The sequence below is a fragment of the Streptococcus mitis genome (assembly GCF_003942795.1).
In the GTDB taxonomy this organism is placed as follows: domain Bacteria; phylum Bacillota; class Bacilli; order Lactobacillales; family Streptococcaceae; genus Streptococcus; species Streptococcus mitis_BJ.
Genome location: NZ_RJNY01000027.1, coordinates 1 through 17,536, shown reverse-complemented (window position 1 = coordinate 17,536; position 17,536 = coordinate 1). Strand labels below are relative to the sequence as shown.

General features: G+C 42.2%; 18 protein-coding genes. 5 read left to right on the top strand and 13 right to left on the bottom strand.

The genetic code is table 11. The features are described from left to right. Positions 1-2: 2 nt before the first annotated feature. From D8847_RS09545 to D8847_RS09510, 8 genes are all read right to left on the bottom strand, one after another. On the bottom strand, positions 3-1,061 hold the full coding sequence (locus D8847_RS09545) for an ABC transporter permease (protein ID WP_000038645.1): 1,059 nt from the start codon (positions 1,059-1,061) through the stop codon (positions 3-5). Continuing rightward, on the bottom strand, positions 1,054-2,589 hold the full coding sequence (locus tag D8847_RS09540) for an ABC transporter ATP-binding protein (protein ID WP_125841394.1): 1,536 nt from the start codon (positions 2,587-2,589) through the stop codon (positions 1,054-1,056). Before D8847_RS09540 ends, D8847_RS09545 begins: the two co-directional genes overlap by 8 nt. 136 nt (positions 2,590-2,725) lie before the next feature. Then, the gene (locus D8847_RS09535; RefSeq protein ID WP_001036148.1) at positions 2,726-3,781 is read right to left on the bottom strand and encodes a BMP family lipoprotein; all 1,056 of its coding nucleotides are present in this window, start codon (positions 3,779-3,781) and stop codon (positions 2,726-2,728) included. Between the two features lie 90 nt (positions 3,782-3,871). Next, positions 3,872-4,261, bottom strand: coding sequence for a cytidine deaminase (locus tag D8847_RS09530; RefSeq protein WP_000246110.1), 390 nt, complete (start codon positions 4,259-4,261; stop codon positions 3,872-3,874). Continuing rightward, entirely contained in the window at positions 4,248-4,910 is a 663-nt protein-coding gene (deoC, locus tag D8847_RS09525; protein WP_000773698.1) for a deoxyribose-phosphate aldolase, read from the bottom strand. Before deoC ends, D8847_RS09530 begins: the two co-directional genes overlap by 14 nt. A gap of 19 nt (positions 4,911-4,929) precedes the next feature. Then, entirely contained in the window at positions 4,930-6,207 is a 1,278-nt protein-coding gene (locus tag D8847_RS09520; RefSeq protein ID WP_125841393.1) for a pyrimidine-nucleoside phosphorylase, read from the bottom strand. Further along, complete coding sequence (locus D8847_RS09515; RefSeq protein ID WP_125841392.1) at positions 6,204-6,794, bottom strand: class I SAM-dependent methyltransferase; 591 nt, start codon at positions 6,792-6,794, stop codon at positions 6,204-6,206. The genes D8847_RS09520 and D8847_RS09515 overlap by 4 nt, the downstream gene beginning before the upstream one ends. Before the next feature lie 203 nt (positions 6,795-6,997). Beyond that, entirely contained in the window at positions 6,998-7,402 is a 405-nt protein-coding gene (locus D8847_RS09510; protein ID WP_125841391.1) for a hypothetical protein, read from the bottom strand. A gap of 201 nt (positions 7,403-7,603) precedes the next feature. On the opposite strand from D8847_RS09510, the gene coaA reads away from it, so the two are divergent. The 3 genes from coaA to D8847_RS09495 all read left to right on the top strand — a co-directional run bounded on the left by coaA (position 7,604) and on the right by D8847_RS09495 (position 9,414). Continuing rightward, positions 7,604-8,524 carry a type I pantothenate kinase gene (coaA, locus tag D8847_RS09505; protein ID WP_125841390.1) on the top strand — a complete coding sequence of 307 codons (921 nt, stop codon included), beginning with the start codon at positions 7,604-7,606 and terminating at the stop codon, positions 8,522-8,524. Positions 8,525-8,591: 67 nt separating this feature from the next. Further along, on the top strand, positions 8,592-8,828 hold the full coding sequence (rpsT, locus tag D8847_RS09500; RefSeq protein WP_001274000.1) for a 30S ribosomal protein S20: 237 nt from the start codon (positions 8,592-8,594) through the stop codon (positions 8,826-8,828). A gap of 52 nt (positions 8,829-8,880) precedes the next feature. After that, positions 8,881-9,414 carry a DNA topology modulation protein gene (locus tag D8847_RS09495; protein ID WP_125841389.1) on the top strand — a complete coding sequence of 178 codons (534 nt, stop codon included), beginning with the start codon at positions 8,881-8,883 and terminating at the stop codon, positions 9,412-9,414. 16 nt (positions 9,415-9,430) lie between these two features. On the opposite strand, the gene metG is transcribed toward D8847_RS09495, so the two are convergent. The 4 genes from metG to D8847_RS09475 form a co-directional block, all read right to left on the bottom strand. Beyond that, positions 9,431-11,428 carry a methionine--tRNA ligase gene (gene metG / locus D8847_RS09490; RefSeq protein WP_125841388.1) on the bottom strand — a complete coding sequence of 666 codons (1,998 nt, stop codon included), beginning with the start codon at positions 11,426-11,428 and terminating at the stop codon, positions 9,431-9,433. 135 nt (positions 11,429-11,563) lie between these two features. Further along, entirely contained in the window at positions 11,564-12,823 is a 1,260-nt protein-coding gene (locus D8847_RS09485) for an ABC transporter permease (protein ID WP_007519837.1), read from the bottom strand. Between the two features lies 1 nt (position 12,824). Beyond that, positions 12,825-13,526 carry an ABC transporter ATP-binding protein gene (locus D8847_RS09480; RefSeq protein ID WP_125841387.1) on the bottom strand — a complete coding sequence of 234 codons (702 nt, stop codon included), beginning with the start codon at positions 13,524-13,526 and terminating at the stop codon, positions 12,825-12,827. Then, positions 13,510-14,694, bottom strand: a complete 1,185-nt coding sequence (locus D8847_RS09475) for an efflux RND transporter periplasmic adaptor subunit (protein ID WP_125841386.1) — start codon at positions 14,692-14,694, stop codon at positions 13,510-13,512. The genes D8847_RS09480 and D8847_RS09475 overlap by 17 nt, the downstream gene beginning before the upstream one ends. Before the next feature lie 266 nt (positions 14,695-14,960). Here D8847_RS09475 and gor point away from each other — a divergent pair, with 266 nt between their 5' ends. After that, positions 14,961-16,307: a glutathione-disulfide reductase gene (gene gor / locus D8847_RS09470; protein WP_125841385.1), complete on the top strand. Its 1,347-nt coding sequence runs from the start codon at positions 14,961-14,963 to the stop codon at positions 16,305-16,307. A gap of 143 nt (positions 16,308-16,450) precedes the next feature. Further along, positions 16,451-16,987, top strand: a complete 537-nt coding sequence (locus D8847_RS09465) for a biotin transporter BioY (protein WP_125841384.1) — start codon at positions 16,451-16,453, stop codon at positions 16,985-16,987. A gap of 86 nt (positions 16,988-17,073) precedes the next feature. Here the strand turns inward: D8847_RS09465 and D8847_RS09460 are convergent. Then, positions 17,074-17,536: Cna B-type domain-containing protein (locus tag D8847_RS09460; protein ID WP_260467781.1), on the bottom strand; the 463-nt coding region annotated here is incomplete at its 5' end.

The window sequence follows — 17,536 nt, the reverse complement described above, 5'->3', positions numbered from 1 at the left end:
CCTTACTTACCTCCTTTAACTTGTTTTTTTGGTTTGACAAAATGTTCGATAATATAGTGAACACTGACAAAGAAGATAATGGACGCTGTTACAATGCTGACAAGTTCAGACGGAACTTGCGCAGCGTTCATACCTGGCGCACCTACTTGCAAAACTCCAAATAAGAAGGCTGCAAAGAGAATTCCAATTGGTGAATTTCCAGCAAGCAAACTAACTGCCATTCCGTTAAATCCGATAGCTAATGATGAGCCCTGAACGTAAACGTTTTGGAAAGTTCCAAGACCTTCGACCGCTCCACCAAGACCAGCCAAGGCACCAGAGATAATCATTGATAGGATGATTGTACGTTTTGCTGAAATACCAGCGTACTCTGAGGCATGGGGATTGAGACCAACTGCACGAATTTCAAAACCGAGAGTCGTTTTCTTGAGCAAGAACCAAATCACACCAACAGCAATGATGGCAAAAAAGATTCCGATATTCATACGAGAATTGCCAGTTAACTCAGATAACCATGGTGTTTGATAAGTGGCATTGGCACTCACACGAATCGTTGAGTCTGTACTTTGCATAAAGTCTTTCGGGAAAGAATGAATAAAGGCATTCCCTACGTACAAAACAATATAGTTCATCATAATGGTTACGATAACCTCTGATGTACCTAAATAAGCTCTGAGAATACCTGGAATAGCACCTACAATCCCACCTGCAATCAAAGCAATTACTACGGTCGCTAAAATCAACATTGGGCGTGGCATGTCCGGATGCGACAAAGCAAACCAACCACTAAGAATCCAACCCGCTAGTGCCTGACCAGGAAGCCCAACGTTAAAGAAACCTGCACGACTAGCAACTGCAAACCCCAGACCAATCAAGATAAGAGGACCCATGGCACGGAAAATTTCACCAATCCCACGGAGACTACCAAAAGCTGTATAGAACAACTCCTCATAACCCCAGATAGCATCGTAGCCGAAAATCCACATGACAATGGCTCCGAGCAAGATTCCTAAGAATACGGAAATCAAGGGAACCGAAATTTGTTGTAACTTTTTAGACATCATCCTTCTCCTTTCCCAAGTTTCCACCTGCCATCAAGATACCAAGTTCTTGTTTGTTAGTCGTTTCTGGAGACACAATACCTTGAATCTTCCCATCATGAATAACAGCAATTCGGTCTGAAACATTTAAAATCTCATCCAATTCAAAGCTGACAACAAGCACAGCTTTCCCGTTATCACGTTCTTCAATCAAGCGTTTGTGGATATATTCAATGGCACCGACATCCAAACCACGAGTTGGTTGGCTGACGATAAGGAGATCAGGATCACGATCAATCTCGCGAGCGATAATCGCTTTTTGTTGATTTCCCCCTGAAAGAGCTGCTGCTGGAACAAACTCGTTCGCCGCACGGACGTCAAATTCTTCCATCAATTTCTTGGCATGTGAAGTAATATTGGCATAGTTTAAGATACCATTCTTGCTGAGTGGTTCTTTGTAGTAGGTTTGAAGAGCGATATTTTCTGAAATCATCATATCCAAAATCAAACCATCACGGTGGCGGTCTTCAGGAACATGCCCTACACTGAGTTCCGTAATTTGTCGAGGGTGCATCCCCACGATTGATTTGCCTTTTAATTCAATACTACCAGACTCAACCTTACGAAGACCCGTAATGGCTTGAATGAGTTCAGATTGGCCATTGCCATCAATACCTGCAATACCGACAATTTCACCAGCACGAACATCCAAAGAAAGATTCTTCACAGCTGGTACACCGCGGTTTTCATTAACAACCAAGTCTTTGATAGACAAGACAACTTCTTTTGGTTGTGGTGCCTGTTTCTCCGTTTTAAAGGAGACTGAGCGTCCTACCATCATCTCTGCCAAGTCTGCATTGGTTGCTCCTGCAATCTCAACCGTCTGGATTGATTTTCCACGACGGATAACCGTCACTCGATTCGATACCGCACGAATTTCATCCAGTTTATGGGTAATCAAAATAATAGATTTTCCTTCTTTGACAAGGTTTTTCATGATAGCCATCAACTCGTCAATCTCTGAAGGAGTCAATACAGCTGTAGGTTCGTCAAAGATAAGGATATCAGCACCACGGTAAAGTGTTTTCAAGATTTCTACACGTTGTTGGGCACCAACGGAAATATCTGCCACCTTGGCAGCAGGATCCACTGCCAAACCATAACGTTCAGAAAGAGCCTTGATTTCTTTAGTAGCTTCAGCTATATCTAGAACACCATTTTTAGTGATTTCACTCCCCAAAATGATATTTTCAGCTACTGTAAAAGCTTCAACCAACATAAAATGTTGGTGAACCATCCCAATTCCTAGACTAGCGGCTTTAGAAGGGGAGTCTAGTTTTACAACCTGACCATTCACTGCAATTTCACCACTAGTTGGCTCAAGAAGTCCTGCCAGCATATTCATCAGAGTGGATTTACCCGCTCCATTTTCTCCTAAAAGTGCATGGATTTCACCTTTTCGCAGTTGCAAGTTGATCTTGTCGTTCGCTACAAATTCACCAAACACCTTGGTAATATCCCGCATCTCAATGACATTTTCGTGTGCCATATGCTCTTCCTTTCCGAGGTTTATTTTGTTTCAATAAAACCTGCTAATCGTGTTAACAAGTTCTATTGAGACAAAAATTGCCTCAATTCTTAAAGAAGCGACCGATGGTCGCTTCCTAAGAAATGACTTTTATCCATTATTTTTCAGGAACTTTTACGCTTCCGTCAAGGATTTTAGCTTTTGCGTCTTCAACAGCTTTTTTACCTTCTTCTGAAAGGTTTGTCACTGCCAAGTCAACCCCTTTATCTTTCAATGAGTAGACAATAACTTGTCCGCCAGGGAATTCACCTTTTTCTGCCTTGTTAGCAATATCTTTTACAGTTGTACCAACTTGTTTCAATGTAGATACAAGAACGAAGTTTGATTCTTTACCATCTTTAGAAGTGTATTTACCTTCTGCTGCTTGGTCACGGTCTACACCAATAACCCAAACTTTTTCGTCTTCATTTTTGCTTTCGTTCAAAGATTTTGCTTCAGCAAAGACACCAGCACCTGTACCACCAGCTGCTTGGTAGACAACGTCTGCACCTGCAGCGTATTGAGCTGCTGCAATTGTTTTACCTTTGGCAGCATCACCAAATGAACCAGCGTAGTCAACTTGTACTTTGATAGATGGGTCTACTGACTCAACACCAGCTTTAAACCCAGCAGCGAAACGTGAAATAACTTCAGATTCGATACCACCTACAAAACCAACTTGTTTTGTTTTAGTTGTTTTAGCTGCTGCAACACCAGCAAGGTAAGCTGCTTCGTTATCAGCAAATGTTACGCTCGCAACATTCTTTTGATCTTTGATCACATCATCAATCAAGACATAGTTTAAGTCAGAGTGGTCTTTTGCTGCCTCTTCAACTGCATTGTGAAGTGCAAAACCAACACCGAAGATCAGGTTGTAACTTCCAGCCGCTTGTTGCAAGTTGTTCGCATAGTCTGCTTCACTTGTTGATTGGAAATAAGTAAAGCCTTTATCTTTAGAAAGATTGTGTTCTTTACCCCAGTCTTGCAAACCTTCCCAAGCTGATTGGTTAAATGATTTGTCATCAACACCACCAGTATCTGTTACGATCGCTGCTTTCGTCTTCATTTCAGATGAAGATGAAGCTGCGTTACGAGAAGAGCGGTTACCACATGCAGCAAGTCCAACTGCTGCTACTGCAACTAGACCAAGGCCTAGCCATTGTTTCTTGTTCATTACTGAACCTCCTAAATAAGATGTGCAACGATGTTGCAAGTATGGATTGGTTGGTCACACAGACCACAGCCACTACAAGAGTGGCCCAGACTAGTTTAAGTCTGTAAAAGAGTATGGAAGTAACTCCCCGACCGTCATCTCGACCGTCGATTTATCTTTTGCGACAAGTGTCACTTTTAGATCTTTTTCAAAAAATTCAGCCATCACTTGGCGACAAGCGCCACATGGTGATATAGGTTTTTCAGTCTGTCCATAGACAATCAACTCTGAAAACTCTCTTTGGCCTTCGGAAACTGCTTTGAAAATCGCTGTACGCTCTCCACAGTTTGTTAAAGGATAGCTAGCATTCTCTATGTTTACACCCGTATAAATACTACCATCCTTGGCTACTAAAACAGCTCCGATGGGAAAGTGAGAATAGGGGACATAGGCTTGTTTGCTGGTTTCAATTGCTAGTTCAATCAACTCAGTAGTCGCCATCTGCTAATTCTCCTTTTAAAATTGCCACACCAGCAGATGTTCCGATACGGGTAGCACCTGCTTCCACAAAAGCGACAGCATCTGCATATGAACGCGCTCCGCCAGCCGCCTTAACACCCATATCTGGCCCGACTGTTTTACGCATCAACTTAACATCCTCAATAGTGGCACCACCAGTTGAAAATCCAGTTGATGTTTTGACAAAGTCAGCACCTGCTTTCTGGGATAATTGGCAAGCCACAACCTTTTCATCGTCTGTCAACAAGCAAGCTTCAATAATGACCTTAACCAACTTGTCACCACTTGCTTCTACGACAGCACGGATGTCCGATTCAACCAAATCAAGATTACCTGATTTGAGAGCACCGACATTGATAACCATATCAATCTCATCTGCACCATTTTGGATGGCTTCCTTGGTTTCAAAAGCTTTTACAGCTGAAGTTGTCGCTCCCAAGGGGAAACCAACTACTGTACAAACCTTTACATCTGAGCCTTCAAGTCCTGTTTTCGCATGTTTTACCCATGTGGGATTGACACAAACGCTGGCAAAGTCATACTCACGCGCTTCAGATAGCAAACGATCAATTTGTTCTTGACTTGCATCTTGTTTTAAAAGCGTATGATCAATGTATTTGTTTAATTTCATATTCGGATTCCTCTCTTTTTCATGAGATGATTTCAATTATTTCCTGCAAACGTTTCACTCTATCATTTATTTTAACATATTTTTGAAATTCTGTAACTAGTTGAGGGGAAATTTTTCCATTTGTATAAACTTTTGCGACAATTTCTCCCTTTTGAACGGAGTCACCGACCTTCTTCTCAAAAACGATTCCAGTTTCATAGTCTAAATTATCAGACTTGACTGCGCGACCAGCTCCCAATCTCATGGCATAGAGACCAAATTCCATCGCTGGAAGGGCTGAAATGACACCTGACTCTTGAGCCGGGATATCTACTACATGCGCCACCTTGACTGGGCGATAGAGATCTTCTAAATCACCACCTTGAGCTGCTACCATTTCTTCAAACTTAGCCAGCGCTTGGCCGTTTTCAAGGTGTTGACGGACTTCTTCAACCGTCTTCTCAACATTTGCCAAACCAAGCATAATCTGAGCTAGTTCACAAATAAAGTGACTAATATCTTCTCGACCCTTTCCTTTAAGAATTTCAATTGCTTCTAGGATTTCGAGACGATTGCCAATGGCTCGTCCCAAGGGCTGGCTCATATCGGTAATCACTGCTACTGTCTTTCGACCAACGGCCTTACCCAAATCGACCATGGTTTGAGCCAATTCACGCGCCTCATCAACCGTCTTCATGAAGGCACCCTCACCGACCGTTACGTCTAGCAAAATAGCATCCGCCCCAGCAGCAATTTTCTTGCTCATAACAGAACTAGCAATCAAAGGAATCGTGTCAACAGTCGCCGTCACATCACGGAGGGCATAGAGGAGTTTGTCTGCTTTAACCAGCTGATCCGACTGCCCAATGACAGATACACCAATGTCCTGTACCTGACGAATGAAATCTTCTTGACTGCGCTCCACTTGGTAACCCTTGATTGCTTCCAACTTATCTAGGGTTCCGCCAGTATGCCCTAGTCCACGACCACTCATTTTTGCCACAGGCACACCAAAGCTAGCGACAAGGGGAGCTAAAATCAAGGTCACCTTATCCCCAACTCCACCCGTAGAATGCTTGTCAACTTTAACCCCATCAATAGCTGACAAGTCAAACTCCTGACCTGTCTTAACCATATTCATCGTCAGGTCAGAAATCTCTCGTGTGGTCATTCCTTTAAAATAAACAGCCATAGCAAAGGCAGACATCTGATAGTCTGGAACAGTTCCCGCTACATAGCCTTCTACTAGCCATTTGATTTCATTTGAAGTCAGTTCTTGGCCATCTCGTTTCTTTTGAATTAAATCAACTGCTCTCATGCTTTCACACTTCTAAGGATATAATATCCCTTGTCTTTCTTTATAATTTCACAATTTCCAAAAACATCTTCCATCTTGCTTTTGGCGCTTGGAGCACCTTGCTTTTTCTGAATGACAATGGTTAAATCACCTCCGTCTTTCAAGAAATCTCTGCTCTTTTCGATAATCTCATGAACAACTTGTTTGCCCGCTCGAATAGGCGGATTGGAAATAACATGGTCAAATTTCCCTTCAACTTGTTCATAGATATTGGATTGGAAAATCGTCGCTTCTACTTTATTTCGTTCAGCATTTTGACGCGCTAAGTCTAGAGCGCGATTATTGATATCAACCATGGTTGCCTGAACTCCATAAGCCTTGACCAATGACAAACCCAATGGCCCATAACCACAACCCACATCAAGGACCGTTTCTCCTTTGTTAACCTCCAAACACTTCAATAAAAGTTGACTCCCAAAGTCAACCATTTTCTTGCTAAAAACACCCGCATCTGTTAAAAAGGTCATATTTTCTCCCAACAACTCCACTCTCAACTCATGAATGTCGTGAGCAGCATCAGGATTTTCTGCATAATACATTTTACTCATAAAACTATTTTACCATAATTTGGCTTGAATTGTAAATCGTTTACAAAGTGATGATAAAATGAAAAAGACTGAAGAAAGCTAGTAAGTAAAACCTTTTCTTCAATCTCTTTCAATGATTAGAAATACATTACAATCTATCGGGAACTACAAATTATCATAGTCAGTAAAAAACAGATCGTCTGCAATCAGGCGCATTTTTATCACTATTTCTTAACCTTAAAATACTTTATTATCAACAAGATTCCCAATATGATGTTTAGATAAAAACCCAACTGATAAGTTTGTGTCAAGATTTCCAAACTTGTCCAAAGTCGTATCAAATCTTCTAGTGACATACGGAATAGATATCCTTCTGTAGCAATCCACAAAATCAAAAATAGATAACTACCAGCAGCAAGCCATTTCGTCCACTGCTTTTTTACTAGCCAGGCAATCAAGAGCGAACAGATAAAGACAGCTGTTACAAGGAGATGATCCATTAAGAAGGTAAAACCGTAATAGGTTTCTACAAAGCGTCTACCATTATCCGCATTCGCTCCCCTTATAAAAGGTAGTGTAAAACTTAAAATAAAACAGAGTTCCAATATGTAACATTTTAAGATTTTCATGACACACCTCCAATAAGTTGCGAACTAAAAAAGCCCACTTTCAATAACTGATAAGTCTTCAGAAACCATTCCCTATCTCATCATTAAATTATTCAACCTCCATCTACCTCTATTATACGATATTGACTTACTACCATCAAGAAACCGCTTTATTTTTTTAGCTTTTTATGGTATGATAGACAAAATATCTAGGGGAAAACNATGACCAACGAATTTTTACATTTTGAAAAAATCAGTCGCCAGACTTGGCAATCTTTACATCGAAAGACAACACCTCCTTTGACAGAAGAGGAACTAGAATCCATCAAGAGTTTCAATGACCAGATTAGTCTGCAAGATGTGACAGATATTTATTTACCTTTAGCTCATCTCATCCAAATTTACAAACGCACCAAAGAGGATTTAGCCTTTTCTAAGGGGATTTTTCTCCAAAGAGAGAGTAAATCTCAACCCTTCATTATTGGAGTTTCAGGAAGTGTAGCTGTAGGAAAATCAACAACTAGCCGACTTCTGCAAATCCTTCTCTCTCGTACAGTTACTGATGCTACTGTAGAATTGGTGACAACTGACGGCTTTCTCTATCCCAATCAAACCTTGATGGACCAAGATATATTAAATCGCAAAGGTTTTCCTGAAAGTTATGATATGGAAGCTTTACTGGATTTTCTTGATCGCCTAAAGAATGGACAAGATGTCGATATTCCTGTCTATTCTCATGAAGTGTATGACATCGTTCCTGGAGAGAAACAACGTGTCAAAGCTGCTGACTTTGTTATTATCGAAGGCATCAATGTCTTTCAAAACCCTCAAAATGAGCGCCTTTACATCACTGATTTCTTTGATTTCTCCATCTATGTGGATGCTGCTGTCGAGGACATTGAAAGTTGGTATCTGGATCGTTTCTTAAAACTCCTCAGCTTTGCCCAAAATGACCCCAACAGCTACTACCACCGTTTTACGCAAATGCCAATTGGAGAAGTTGAAGCCTTTGCACACCAGGTTTGGACCAGCATTAATCTCACAAATCTACAAAACTACATCGAACCGACAAGGAATCGCGCCGAGGTCATTCTCCACAAGACTAAAAACCACGAAATCGATGAAATTTACCTAAAAAAATAATTTCCCCTTGTCAAAACCTAAGTTTTCATATATAATGGTATAGTTAGTAAATATGGAGGTAAGAACATTGGCAAACATTAAATCAGCTATCAAACGCGCTGAATTGAACGTTAAACAAAACGAAAAAAACTCAGCTCAAAAATCAGCTATGCGTACTGCTATCAAAGCTTTCGAAGCAAACCCTTCTGAAGAACTTTTCCGTGCTGCTAGCTCAGCTATCGACAAAGCAGAAACTAAAGGTTTGATTCATAAAAACAAAGCAAGCCGCGATAAAGCTCGTCTTTCAGCTAAACTTGCTAAATAAGAAACAGTCCATAGAGGCTGTTTTTTTGTCCTCTAATCAGAAAAGGTAGAAAATGAAAATAGCAATCATCGGATATTCCGGAGCAGGCAAGTCAACTCTAGCTGAAAAGTTGTCAAACTACTACTCCATCCCAAAACTGCATATGGATACACTCCAATTTCAACCTGGTTGGCAAGACAGTGACCGCGAATGGATGTTGACCGAAATGAAAAACTTTCTCACAAAGCACGAAGCTTGGGTCATCGACGGCAACTACTCTTGGTGTTGCTATGAAGAAAGAATGCTGGAAGCTGACCAAATCATCTTTCTCAACTTTTCCCCATGGACTTGTCTCTTTCGAGCCTTTAAACGGTATCTCACATACCGAGGAAAGGTCAGAGAAAGTATGGCAGCAGGCTGTCCTGAACGCTTTGACTGGGAATTTATCCGATGGATTCTCTGGGATGGGCGGACAAAGAATGCTAAAGTACGCTATCAGCAAGTTCAAGAAACCTACCCTGAGAAAGTAATTGTCCTCAAGTCGCAAAAGGAGATGGATTACTTCTTAGAAAATCTCGCGCATAACAAGAAAAACCAACGTGTATAACGTTGGTTTTTTGCTTTTACCCAATCACACTTCCGTTTGGTACAGCTGGATCAACTGTGAGAAGGGTTAATTGTCCTTCATGTTCAGCTGAGAGGATCATTCCTTGACTGACATATTTTTTCATCATCTTGCGTGGTTTAAGGTTGGCAACGATTTGTACCTTCTTGCCAACCAATTCTTGCTCATTTGGATAGTATTTGGCAATTCCTGATAGGATTTGACGGTCTTCGCCATCACCTGCATCGAGGCGGAATTGGAGCAACTTGTCAGAACCTTCCACTTTAGAAACTTCTTTGACTTCTGCGACACGGATCTCGACCTTATCAAAGTCTTCAAACTTGATTTCATCCTTGTTGAGTTTGAGTTCAACTTCATCTGGATTCCATTCTTTTTCGACGGCTGGTTTGTTGCTTTCCATTTGTTCTTTGATATAGGCAATCTCTTCTTCCATGTCGAGACGTGGGAAGATTGGTGTTCCTTTGGCAACAACAGTCACACCTGCAGGGAAATCTGCCAAGCTCAAGTTTTCTAGGCTAGAAACTTCTGCTAGACCAAGTTGTGCCAATACAGCGCGACTAGTTCCCATCATAAATGGCTCAATCATGTGAGCTACGACACGAAGGCTGGCTGCCAAGTGGCTCATGACACTTGCCAATTGGTCACGGTGCTCTTCATCCTTAGCCAAGACCCATGGGGCTGTCTCATCGATGTATTTGTTGGTACGTGAGATAAGTGTCCAGACTGCTTCTAAAGCACGTGGGTAGTCAACTGCTTCCATGTGTGTATGGTAGTCAGAGATAGATTGCTCTGCTACTTGAGCAAGAGCATTATCAAATTCAGTCACACCCTCTACATAGGCAGGAATTTGTCCATCAAAGTACTTGTTAATCATGGAAACTGTCCGGTTGAGGAGGTTTCCAAGGTCATTGGCTAATTCATAGTTGATACGACCTACATAGTCTTCTGGAGTGAAGGTTCCGTCTGAACCGACTGGAAGGCTACGCATGAGGTAGTAACGAAGTGGATCGAGACCAAAACGCTCTATCAACATTTCAGGATAGACAACGTTCCCTTTAGACTTAGACATCTTGCCGTCTTTCATGACAAACCAGCCATGCCCAATCAAACGTTCTGGCAATTTGATATCCAACATCATGAGAAGGATTGGCCAGTAAATTGAGTGGAAACGAAGGATGTCTTTCCCTACCATGTGGAAGACTGTTCCATTCCAGAACTTGTCAAAGTTAGCGTGTTCTTCTTGATCGTAGCCAAGAGCTGTCACATAATTTAGAAGGGCATCAAACCAAACGTAGACAACGTGTTTTGGATTGGAAGGGACTGGCACACCCCAGGTAAAGGTTGTACGAGAAACCGCTAAGTCTTCCAAACCTGGCTCGATGAAGTTACGCAACATTTCATTAAGACGACCATCTGGAGTGATGAAATCAGGGTGCGATTTGAAAAATTTAACTAAACGGTCTTGGTATTTGCTGAGGCGAAGGAAATAAGACTCTTCTGAAACCCACTCCACTTCATGACCTGATGGAGCAATACCGCCGGTTACATTTCCAGCTTCATCACGGAAAACTTCTGCAAGCTGGCTTTCTGTAAAGAATTCCTCATCTGAGACTGAATACCAACCAGAATATTCACCTAGGTAGATGTCATCTTGAGCAAGCAAGCGTTCAAAGACCTGAGCCACTACTTTTTCATGGTAGTCATCTGTTGTTCTGATAAATTTATCGTATGAGATATCGAGCAATTTCCAGAGTTCTTTGACTCCAACTGCCATGCCATCAACATAGGCTTGTGGTGTGATGTCAGCTTCTTCCGCTTTTTGTTGGATTTTCTGACCATGCTCGTCAAGACCTGTCAGATAAAAGACATCGTAGCCCATGAGACGTTTGTAGCGAGCTAGGACGTCACAAGCGATGGTTGTGTAGGCAGAACCGATATGAAGCTTACCAGATGGATAGTAAATCGGCGTTGTAATATAAAAATTCTTTTCAGACATAATTTTTCCTTTCCAGGCAAATGAAACCTGATTTTCTAACACTTCATTATATCATATTTTCGGTGATTTTCGATAGGAAAATCCATACAAAAACAAGACAGTCAAATGTCCATCTTGTTTTTTCTGCTCTATATCTTATTCATAACGAAGGGCTTCAATCGGATCAAGCTTAGACGCTTTATTGGCCGGCAAGACTCCGAAAATCATCCCAACACTTGCTGACACAGCCAAGCTAAAGAGAGCGATTGGGAGGGAAACCCCAACTTCAATACCTGCAATCATGTTTTGAAGCAATACTCCAGCTAACATGGTCATTCCAGCAGCAATCCCAAGACCAATGACACCACCTAGCAAGGTCAAGATCATAGATTCAATCAAAAACTGTACCAAGATATTAGCCCGAGTAGCTCCGAGAGCTTTCCGCAGACCAATCTCACGCGTGCGTTCTGTCACCGAAACCAGCATGATATTCATAACACCAGTTCCCCCGACAAAGAGAGAGATTCCTGCGATGGCACTGATAATGGTGGTCATAAAACCAAATAGTTGTTGTACCTCTTGGAAGGCGGCAGTTGCATCCGCAACTTGGTACTCCCCTTGCTGAAGACCAGCAATCTCAGTCAATTTTCGAGCCAACTCTGGTCCCAAGGTCTGCGTTAGACTAGTATCATTGACACGAAAGACGATGTTCGAGATTTCATCAGTATTAAAATTGGCTGCGAGAGAGATATTGGTCGTAATTGGAAGACCACCAATCCCAAAGGCTTTCGCAGTTTTGGCTTCATTACTAGTATAAACACCAATCACACGGTAACTAAATTCGTTGACAGAGATGACTTGATTAACCGCAGCTTCTGGACTATCAAACAAACTCTTGGCTAGTTCTTCATCCAGCAAAATCACACTGGCAAATTCCTTGTAGTCTTGCGGTCTTAGACTTCTACCCGCAACGATTTCATTTTCAACTGCGTTCATGTAGGTACTATTTCCGCCTGTCAGAGTCGCGCGTTCAACCTTCTTATCCTTATAAGATAGGGTGACGTTGGTCGAGTTGGTGACATAGTAACTGTCTACTCCTTTGAGTTTGGCAGCTTCCTTGACCCAGGATTCTAGTGGTTTTGGTGGTTCAACATGAACATCCTCTTCTTTCCCGCTGACTGTCAAAGCGGATTGTTTCTGCGTAAAGGAGCCATCCTTGCTCTTGATAGGTGAGAAAAAGACATGGATATCCTTCTGTGATTTGGTCATGTTTTTATTGACCTGACGAGACATGGAGTCTCCCAGAGCCATGATGACAACGACAGACGAAACTCCGATGATAATCCCAATCATGGTGAGGAAGGAACGCATCTTGTGAGCCATGATGGATGAAAAGGCAAATTTCAGATTCTGCATCTTAGTTTTCCTCCTTTTCTACCTGAGCGCTGTCAGACGAGATGACCNCATCACGAATGACAATTTGGCGTTTGGCATAAGCAGCAATCTCTGGCTCATGCGTGACCATGATAATGGTTTTCCCTTCCTTGTTTAACTCCACCAACAGCTGCATAATTTGATTTCCTGTCTTGGTATCCAAGGCTCCTGTAGGTTCGTCCGCTAAGATGATAGAGGGATTATTTACCAAGGCACGCGCAATCGCTACACGTTGCTTTTGACCACCTGATAACTCAGATGGCAAATGATGACTGCGCTCCGTCAGCTCAACCTTTTCCAAAAATTCCTCCGCCAATTTCCGACGTTTTGAAGCCGAAACACCAGCGTAAATCAAGGGCAATTCGACATTTTGAAGTGCATTGAGTTTGGACAAGAGAAAGAACTGCTGAAAGACAAAGCCGATTTGCTGATTGCGGACCTTGGCCAGTTGTTTCTCTCCAAGNCCTGCCACTTCTTGACCTTCAAGGTAGTACTCTCCACTGGTTGGTGTATCCAACATTCCGATGGTATTCATCAACGTAGACTTACCAGAACCAGATGGTCCCATAATGGCAACAAACTCACCTTCATGAACTTCTAGATTGATATTTTTAAGGACCTGCAGTTCTTGGTCACCATTTCGATAACTCCTGCAGATATTTTTGAGACTAATTAGTTTCTTCATCAGCCTTCACCTCTTTTCCTTCTTCCAAGGAAGATGTTGGATTACTGATGACCTTGGCACCGTCTGTCAAACCTGAAGTAATTTCTTGGTTGTCTGCGTCCGCATTCCCCAAAGTAACTTCTACCTTCTTCGCTTTTTTCTGGTCGTCAACGGTCCAAACATAGTTTTTGTCATTTTCGGTAACGACACTTGTCAAAGGAACAAGGATGGCTTTACTTTTGTTTTTGACTTCCACACTAACAGAGAAGCCTTGTTTCAACTCACCGATATCGCTAGTCACATCAACAGTATAAGGGTACTTAGATCCAGTATTCCCTCCAAGGGCTGCATTTGCTGCTTCTCCATTGTTTTTAGGATAATCAGAAATATAGCTGATTTTTCCAGTCCAGCTCTTATCTTGGTAAACCTTCGAAGTAAAGGTAACTTCTTGCCCAACAGAAAGGTTAGCAAGGTTGTATTCAGACAACTCCCCTTTGACCTGCAAGTTTTCATTACTTACGACATGTACTACAACTTGACTATTACCTGTTGGCGATTTAGAAACATTACGATTGACTTCAACTACAGTCCCTTCTAGTGTACTGAGGACAGTTGCGGCATCTAGCTGTGCTTGAGCCTTGTTGAGCTGAGCCACAGCATCTGCACGGTTATCCTTGGCATCACTGATTTGAGAGTCGATAGAGGATACGGAAGAAGTTGCGGCTGGTGCTTGCTCTGGAAGTCCAGCTTCTGTTGGAACTTGTGGGGAAGCTGGTGCAGCTGATGCATTTTCACGAGCCTTATTTAACTCCTCGATATGACGGTCTGCCTTTGCAACTGCACGANCGGCTGCATCATAGGCAGCTTGAGCATCTGCACTGCTGTATTTGACCAAAGCTTGCCCTTCTTCGACCTTGTCTCCAACCGAAACGAGAATTTCATCTAAATCTCCCTTACTAGCATCAAAATAAACGTATTGTTCATTTTTTGCTGTAACCGTGCCTGACAAGAGAACCGATGAAGCAACAGAACCTTCCTTAGCAGTAACGATATGAGAGGTTTCCTCCCTGACTGCTGACTGGGAAGGTTGTCTAAAAATCAAAATCCCCGCAGCACCGATAACAATAGCACTGGCAACACCAATCGCTGTGTATAATTGCCATTTTTTCGCCTTCTTATTTCTTTTCATATTTAAACTCCTTTATTCTTTTGCCTTACAAAAACCATTATATCAGAAACACCAAGTCCAAACAATGACAGTTCAGATGGAAACATTGACAATTCAGGATCATTATTTCGTTCGGTATTCGTTTATTGGGTTATTGTGCTAGATATATAATACAATATCTTTTTGAATTTGGCAAGCGTTTTTATAATTTTTTTACCGTAGCAGATTTTTGCATTCAAATAGTAAAAACGATAGAATATGACTATCAAAGCTATAAGGAGTTTTCTATGAGAGAATATGATATCATTGCCATCGGTGGAGGAAGCGGCGGCATTGCCACCATGAACCGAGCTGGTGAACATGGTGCTAAAGCAGCTGTTATCGAGGAGAAAAAATTAGGTGGAACCTGCGTCAATGTCGGCTGTGTTCCTAAGAAAATCATGTGGTATGGAGCTCAAATCGCTGAAAGCTTCCACCACTACGGCCCTGACTACGGTTTTACAAGTTCAGATGTTCAATTTGATTTTGCTAAACTTCGTCAAAACCGTGAAGCCTACATCGACCGTGCCCGCTCATCTTATGATGGAAGTTTCAAGCGCAACGGTGTTGATTTGATTGAAGGTCGTGCTCATTTCGTTGATTCCCACACAGTCAGCGTCAATGGTGAATTGATTCGTGCCAAACATATCGTGATTGCGACTGGTGCTCGTCCAAGCATCCCAACTATTCCTGGAGCGGAACTCGGTGGTAGCTCAGACGATGTCTTTGCTTGGGAGCAACTTCCTGAATCCGTTGCGATTCTTGGAGCTGGCTATATCGCCGTTGAATTAGCAGGTGTTCTCCACGCGCTAGGAGTAAAAACTGATTTGTTTGTCCGTCGCAATCGTCCCTTGCGCACTTTTGACAGCTACATCGTTGAAGGACTTGTCAATGAAATGGAAAAAACAGGTCTACCTTTGCACACACACAAGGTACCCGTCAAGCTCGAAGAAACGGATCAAGGTATTACCATTCATTTCGAAGATGGTTCTAGTCACACTGCAAGCCAAGTTATCTGGGCTACCGGTCGCCGTCCAAATGTAGATAGTCTTGAGTTAGAAAAGGCTGGCGTCACACTCAACCAACGTGGATTTATCCAAGTGGATGAGTATCAAAATACAGTTGTAGATGGCATCTATGCTCTTGGAGATGTTACTGGTGAGAAAGAACTGACCCCAGTAGCTATCAAGGCAGGACGTACCCTATCTGAGCGCCTCTTCAATGGGAAAACAAATGCTAAGATGGACTACACGACTATCCCTACTGTTGTCTTCTCCCACCCAGCAATCGGAACAGTCGGTTTAACTGAAGATCAAGCTATCAAAGAATACGGCCAAGATAATATCAAAGTCTACAAGTCAAGCTTTGCATCTATGTACTCAGCCGTTACAAACCATCGTCAAGAATCTCGCTTCAAACTCATCACAGCTGGTGCTGACGAAAAAGTTGTTGGCCTTCACGGACTTGGTTACGGAGTGGATGAGATGATTCAAGGATTCGCTGTTGCTATCAAGATGGGAGCAACCAAGGCGGACTTTGATGCTACAGTAGCTATCCACCCAACTGCCTCAGAAGAATTTGTAACCATGCGCTAATTATCGTAAGAGACCTCTTGAGGTCTCTTTTTACTTGCAAAATCGGCTGTTACAAAATTGTTACCTTGATTTCAAAAATAGGTTGACTTTTGTTTCTGAATTAGTATAATAGTTACTATAATTTTGAAAAGAGGTTAACAATCTTGAAAAAAGCTCATATCTATGCTATCCCTGCTATCGGTGCTGCTCTCATCGCCGTATTGGCACAAATCAGTCTCCCTATCGGTCCTGTCCCCTTCACTCTGCAAAACTTTGCGATCGGTCTGATTGCTACTGTTTTTAGACCCAGAGAAGCTGTTCTATCTGTAGCTCTCTATCTCTTGCTGGGTGCCATTGGTTTACCTGTTTTTGCAGGGGGAGGAGCTGGATTTCACGTTTTAGTCGGCCCAAGTGCAGGCTATCTTTGGTTCGACCTTGTCTATGCTGGACTTACATCTTATCTCATCCATCAAAATAGTGGCTACATTCGCATTTTCCTAGCCAACCTCTTGGGTGACTCCCTCGTCTTTGTCGGAGGTATTCTCAGCCTCCACTTCCTTGCCGGGATACCATTCGATAAGGCACTAGCTGTCGGTGTCCTTCCCTTTATCCTCCCTGATCTTGGTAAGATTATTGCCATTAGTTTCATTAGTCGTCCCCTACTCGAACGGTTGAAAAGCCTCCCATATTTTTCAAGATAAAAAAATAGTCCAGAACCATTGTTCTGGACTATTTCCTTTCCAATTACTTCCTAAGAACTAACTGAAAATTAACTCTCTTTTAGAGATTATTTATTTTTACGGCTTACAAAGTACAATCCACCAGTCACTGCCATCAAAGCAAGTCCTGCAACTACTGCTGCGCTAGATGCTTTTTCACCAGTGTTAGGAAGTTGAGGTTTTTGTCCTGGTTTTCCTGGTTCATTTGGTTTACCTGGTGTTGGTTTTTCTGGAGTGTGTGTATTTGTGATATTGAAGCCTTCTACTTTAGATGAATAACCTTCAACTGGAACTTCTACTACAGAGTATTCGATTGCTTGACCGTCTTTATAACGATCAAGGTCTGTGAACTCATAAGTCCAACCAGTTGCTTCTGAGGCTACCGCAGTCTTACCAGTGTCTTGACCATCCGCAAGAAGTTTCACTGTGATAGATGCTGGACGGATACCGTCTTGGTTCTCTTCATCTTTCCAGATCTTATGACCTTTTACAGATGTTTTCTCTGGAGCATGTGTATTGGTAACTGTGTAC

Excerpts from the sequence above, each read along its gene's own strand:
- D8847_RS09510 (WP_125841391.1), bottom strand. The coding sequence starts at position 7,402 with ATGAAAATCTTAAAATGTTACATATTGGAACTCTGTTTTATTTTAAGT.
- D8847_RS09495 (WP_125841389.1), top strand. The coding sequence starts at position 8,881 with ATGAAAATAGCAATCATCGGATATTCCGGAGCAGGCAAGTCAACTCTA.
- D8847_RS09535 (WP_001036148.1), bottom strand. The coding sequence starts at position 3,781 with ATGAACAAGAAACAATGGCTAGGCCTTGGTCTAGTTGCAGTAGCAGCA.
- D8847_RS09515 (WP_125841392.1), bottom strand. The coding sequence starts at position 6,794 with ATGAGTAAAATGTATTATGCAGAAAATCCTGATGCTGCTCACGACATT.
- coaA (WP_125841390.1), top strand. The coding sequence starts at position 7,604 with ATGACCAACGAATTTTTACATTTTGAAAAAATCAGTCGCCAGACTTGG.
- D8847_RS09545 (WP_000038645.1), bottom strand. The coding sequence starts at position 1,061 with ATGTCTAAAAAGTTACAACAAATTTCGGTTCCCTTGATTTCCGTATTC.
- D8847_RS09520 (WP_125841393.1), bottom strand. The coding sequence starts at position 6,207 with ATGAGAGCAGTTGATTTAATTCAAAAGAAACGAGATGGCCAAGAACTG.
- gor (WP_125841385.1), top strand. The coding sequence starts at position 14,961 with ATGAGAGAATATGATATCATTGCCATCGGTGGAGGAAGCGGCGGCATT.
- D8847_RS09485 (WP_007519837.1), bottom strand. The coding sequence starts at position 12,823 with ATGCAGAATCTGAAATTTGCCTTTTCATCCATCATGGCTCACAAGATG.
- deoC (WP_000773698.1), bottom strand. The coding sequence starts at position 4,910 with ATGAAATTAAACAAATACATTGATCATACGCTTTTAAAACAAGATGCA.
- D8847_RS09540 (WP_125841394.1), bottom strand. The coding sequence starts at position 2,589 with ATGGCACACGAAAATGTCATTGAGATGCGGGATATTACCAAGGTGTTT.
- D8847_RS09530 (WP_000246110.1), bottom strand. The coding sequence starts at position 4,261 with ATGGCGACTACTGAGTTGATTGAACTAGCAATTGAAACCAGCAAACAA.
- metG (WP_125841388.1), bottom strand. The coding sequence starts at position 11,428 with ATGTCTGAAAAGAATTTTTATATTACAACGCCGATTTACTATCCATCT.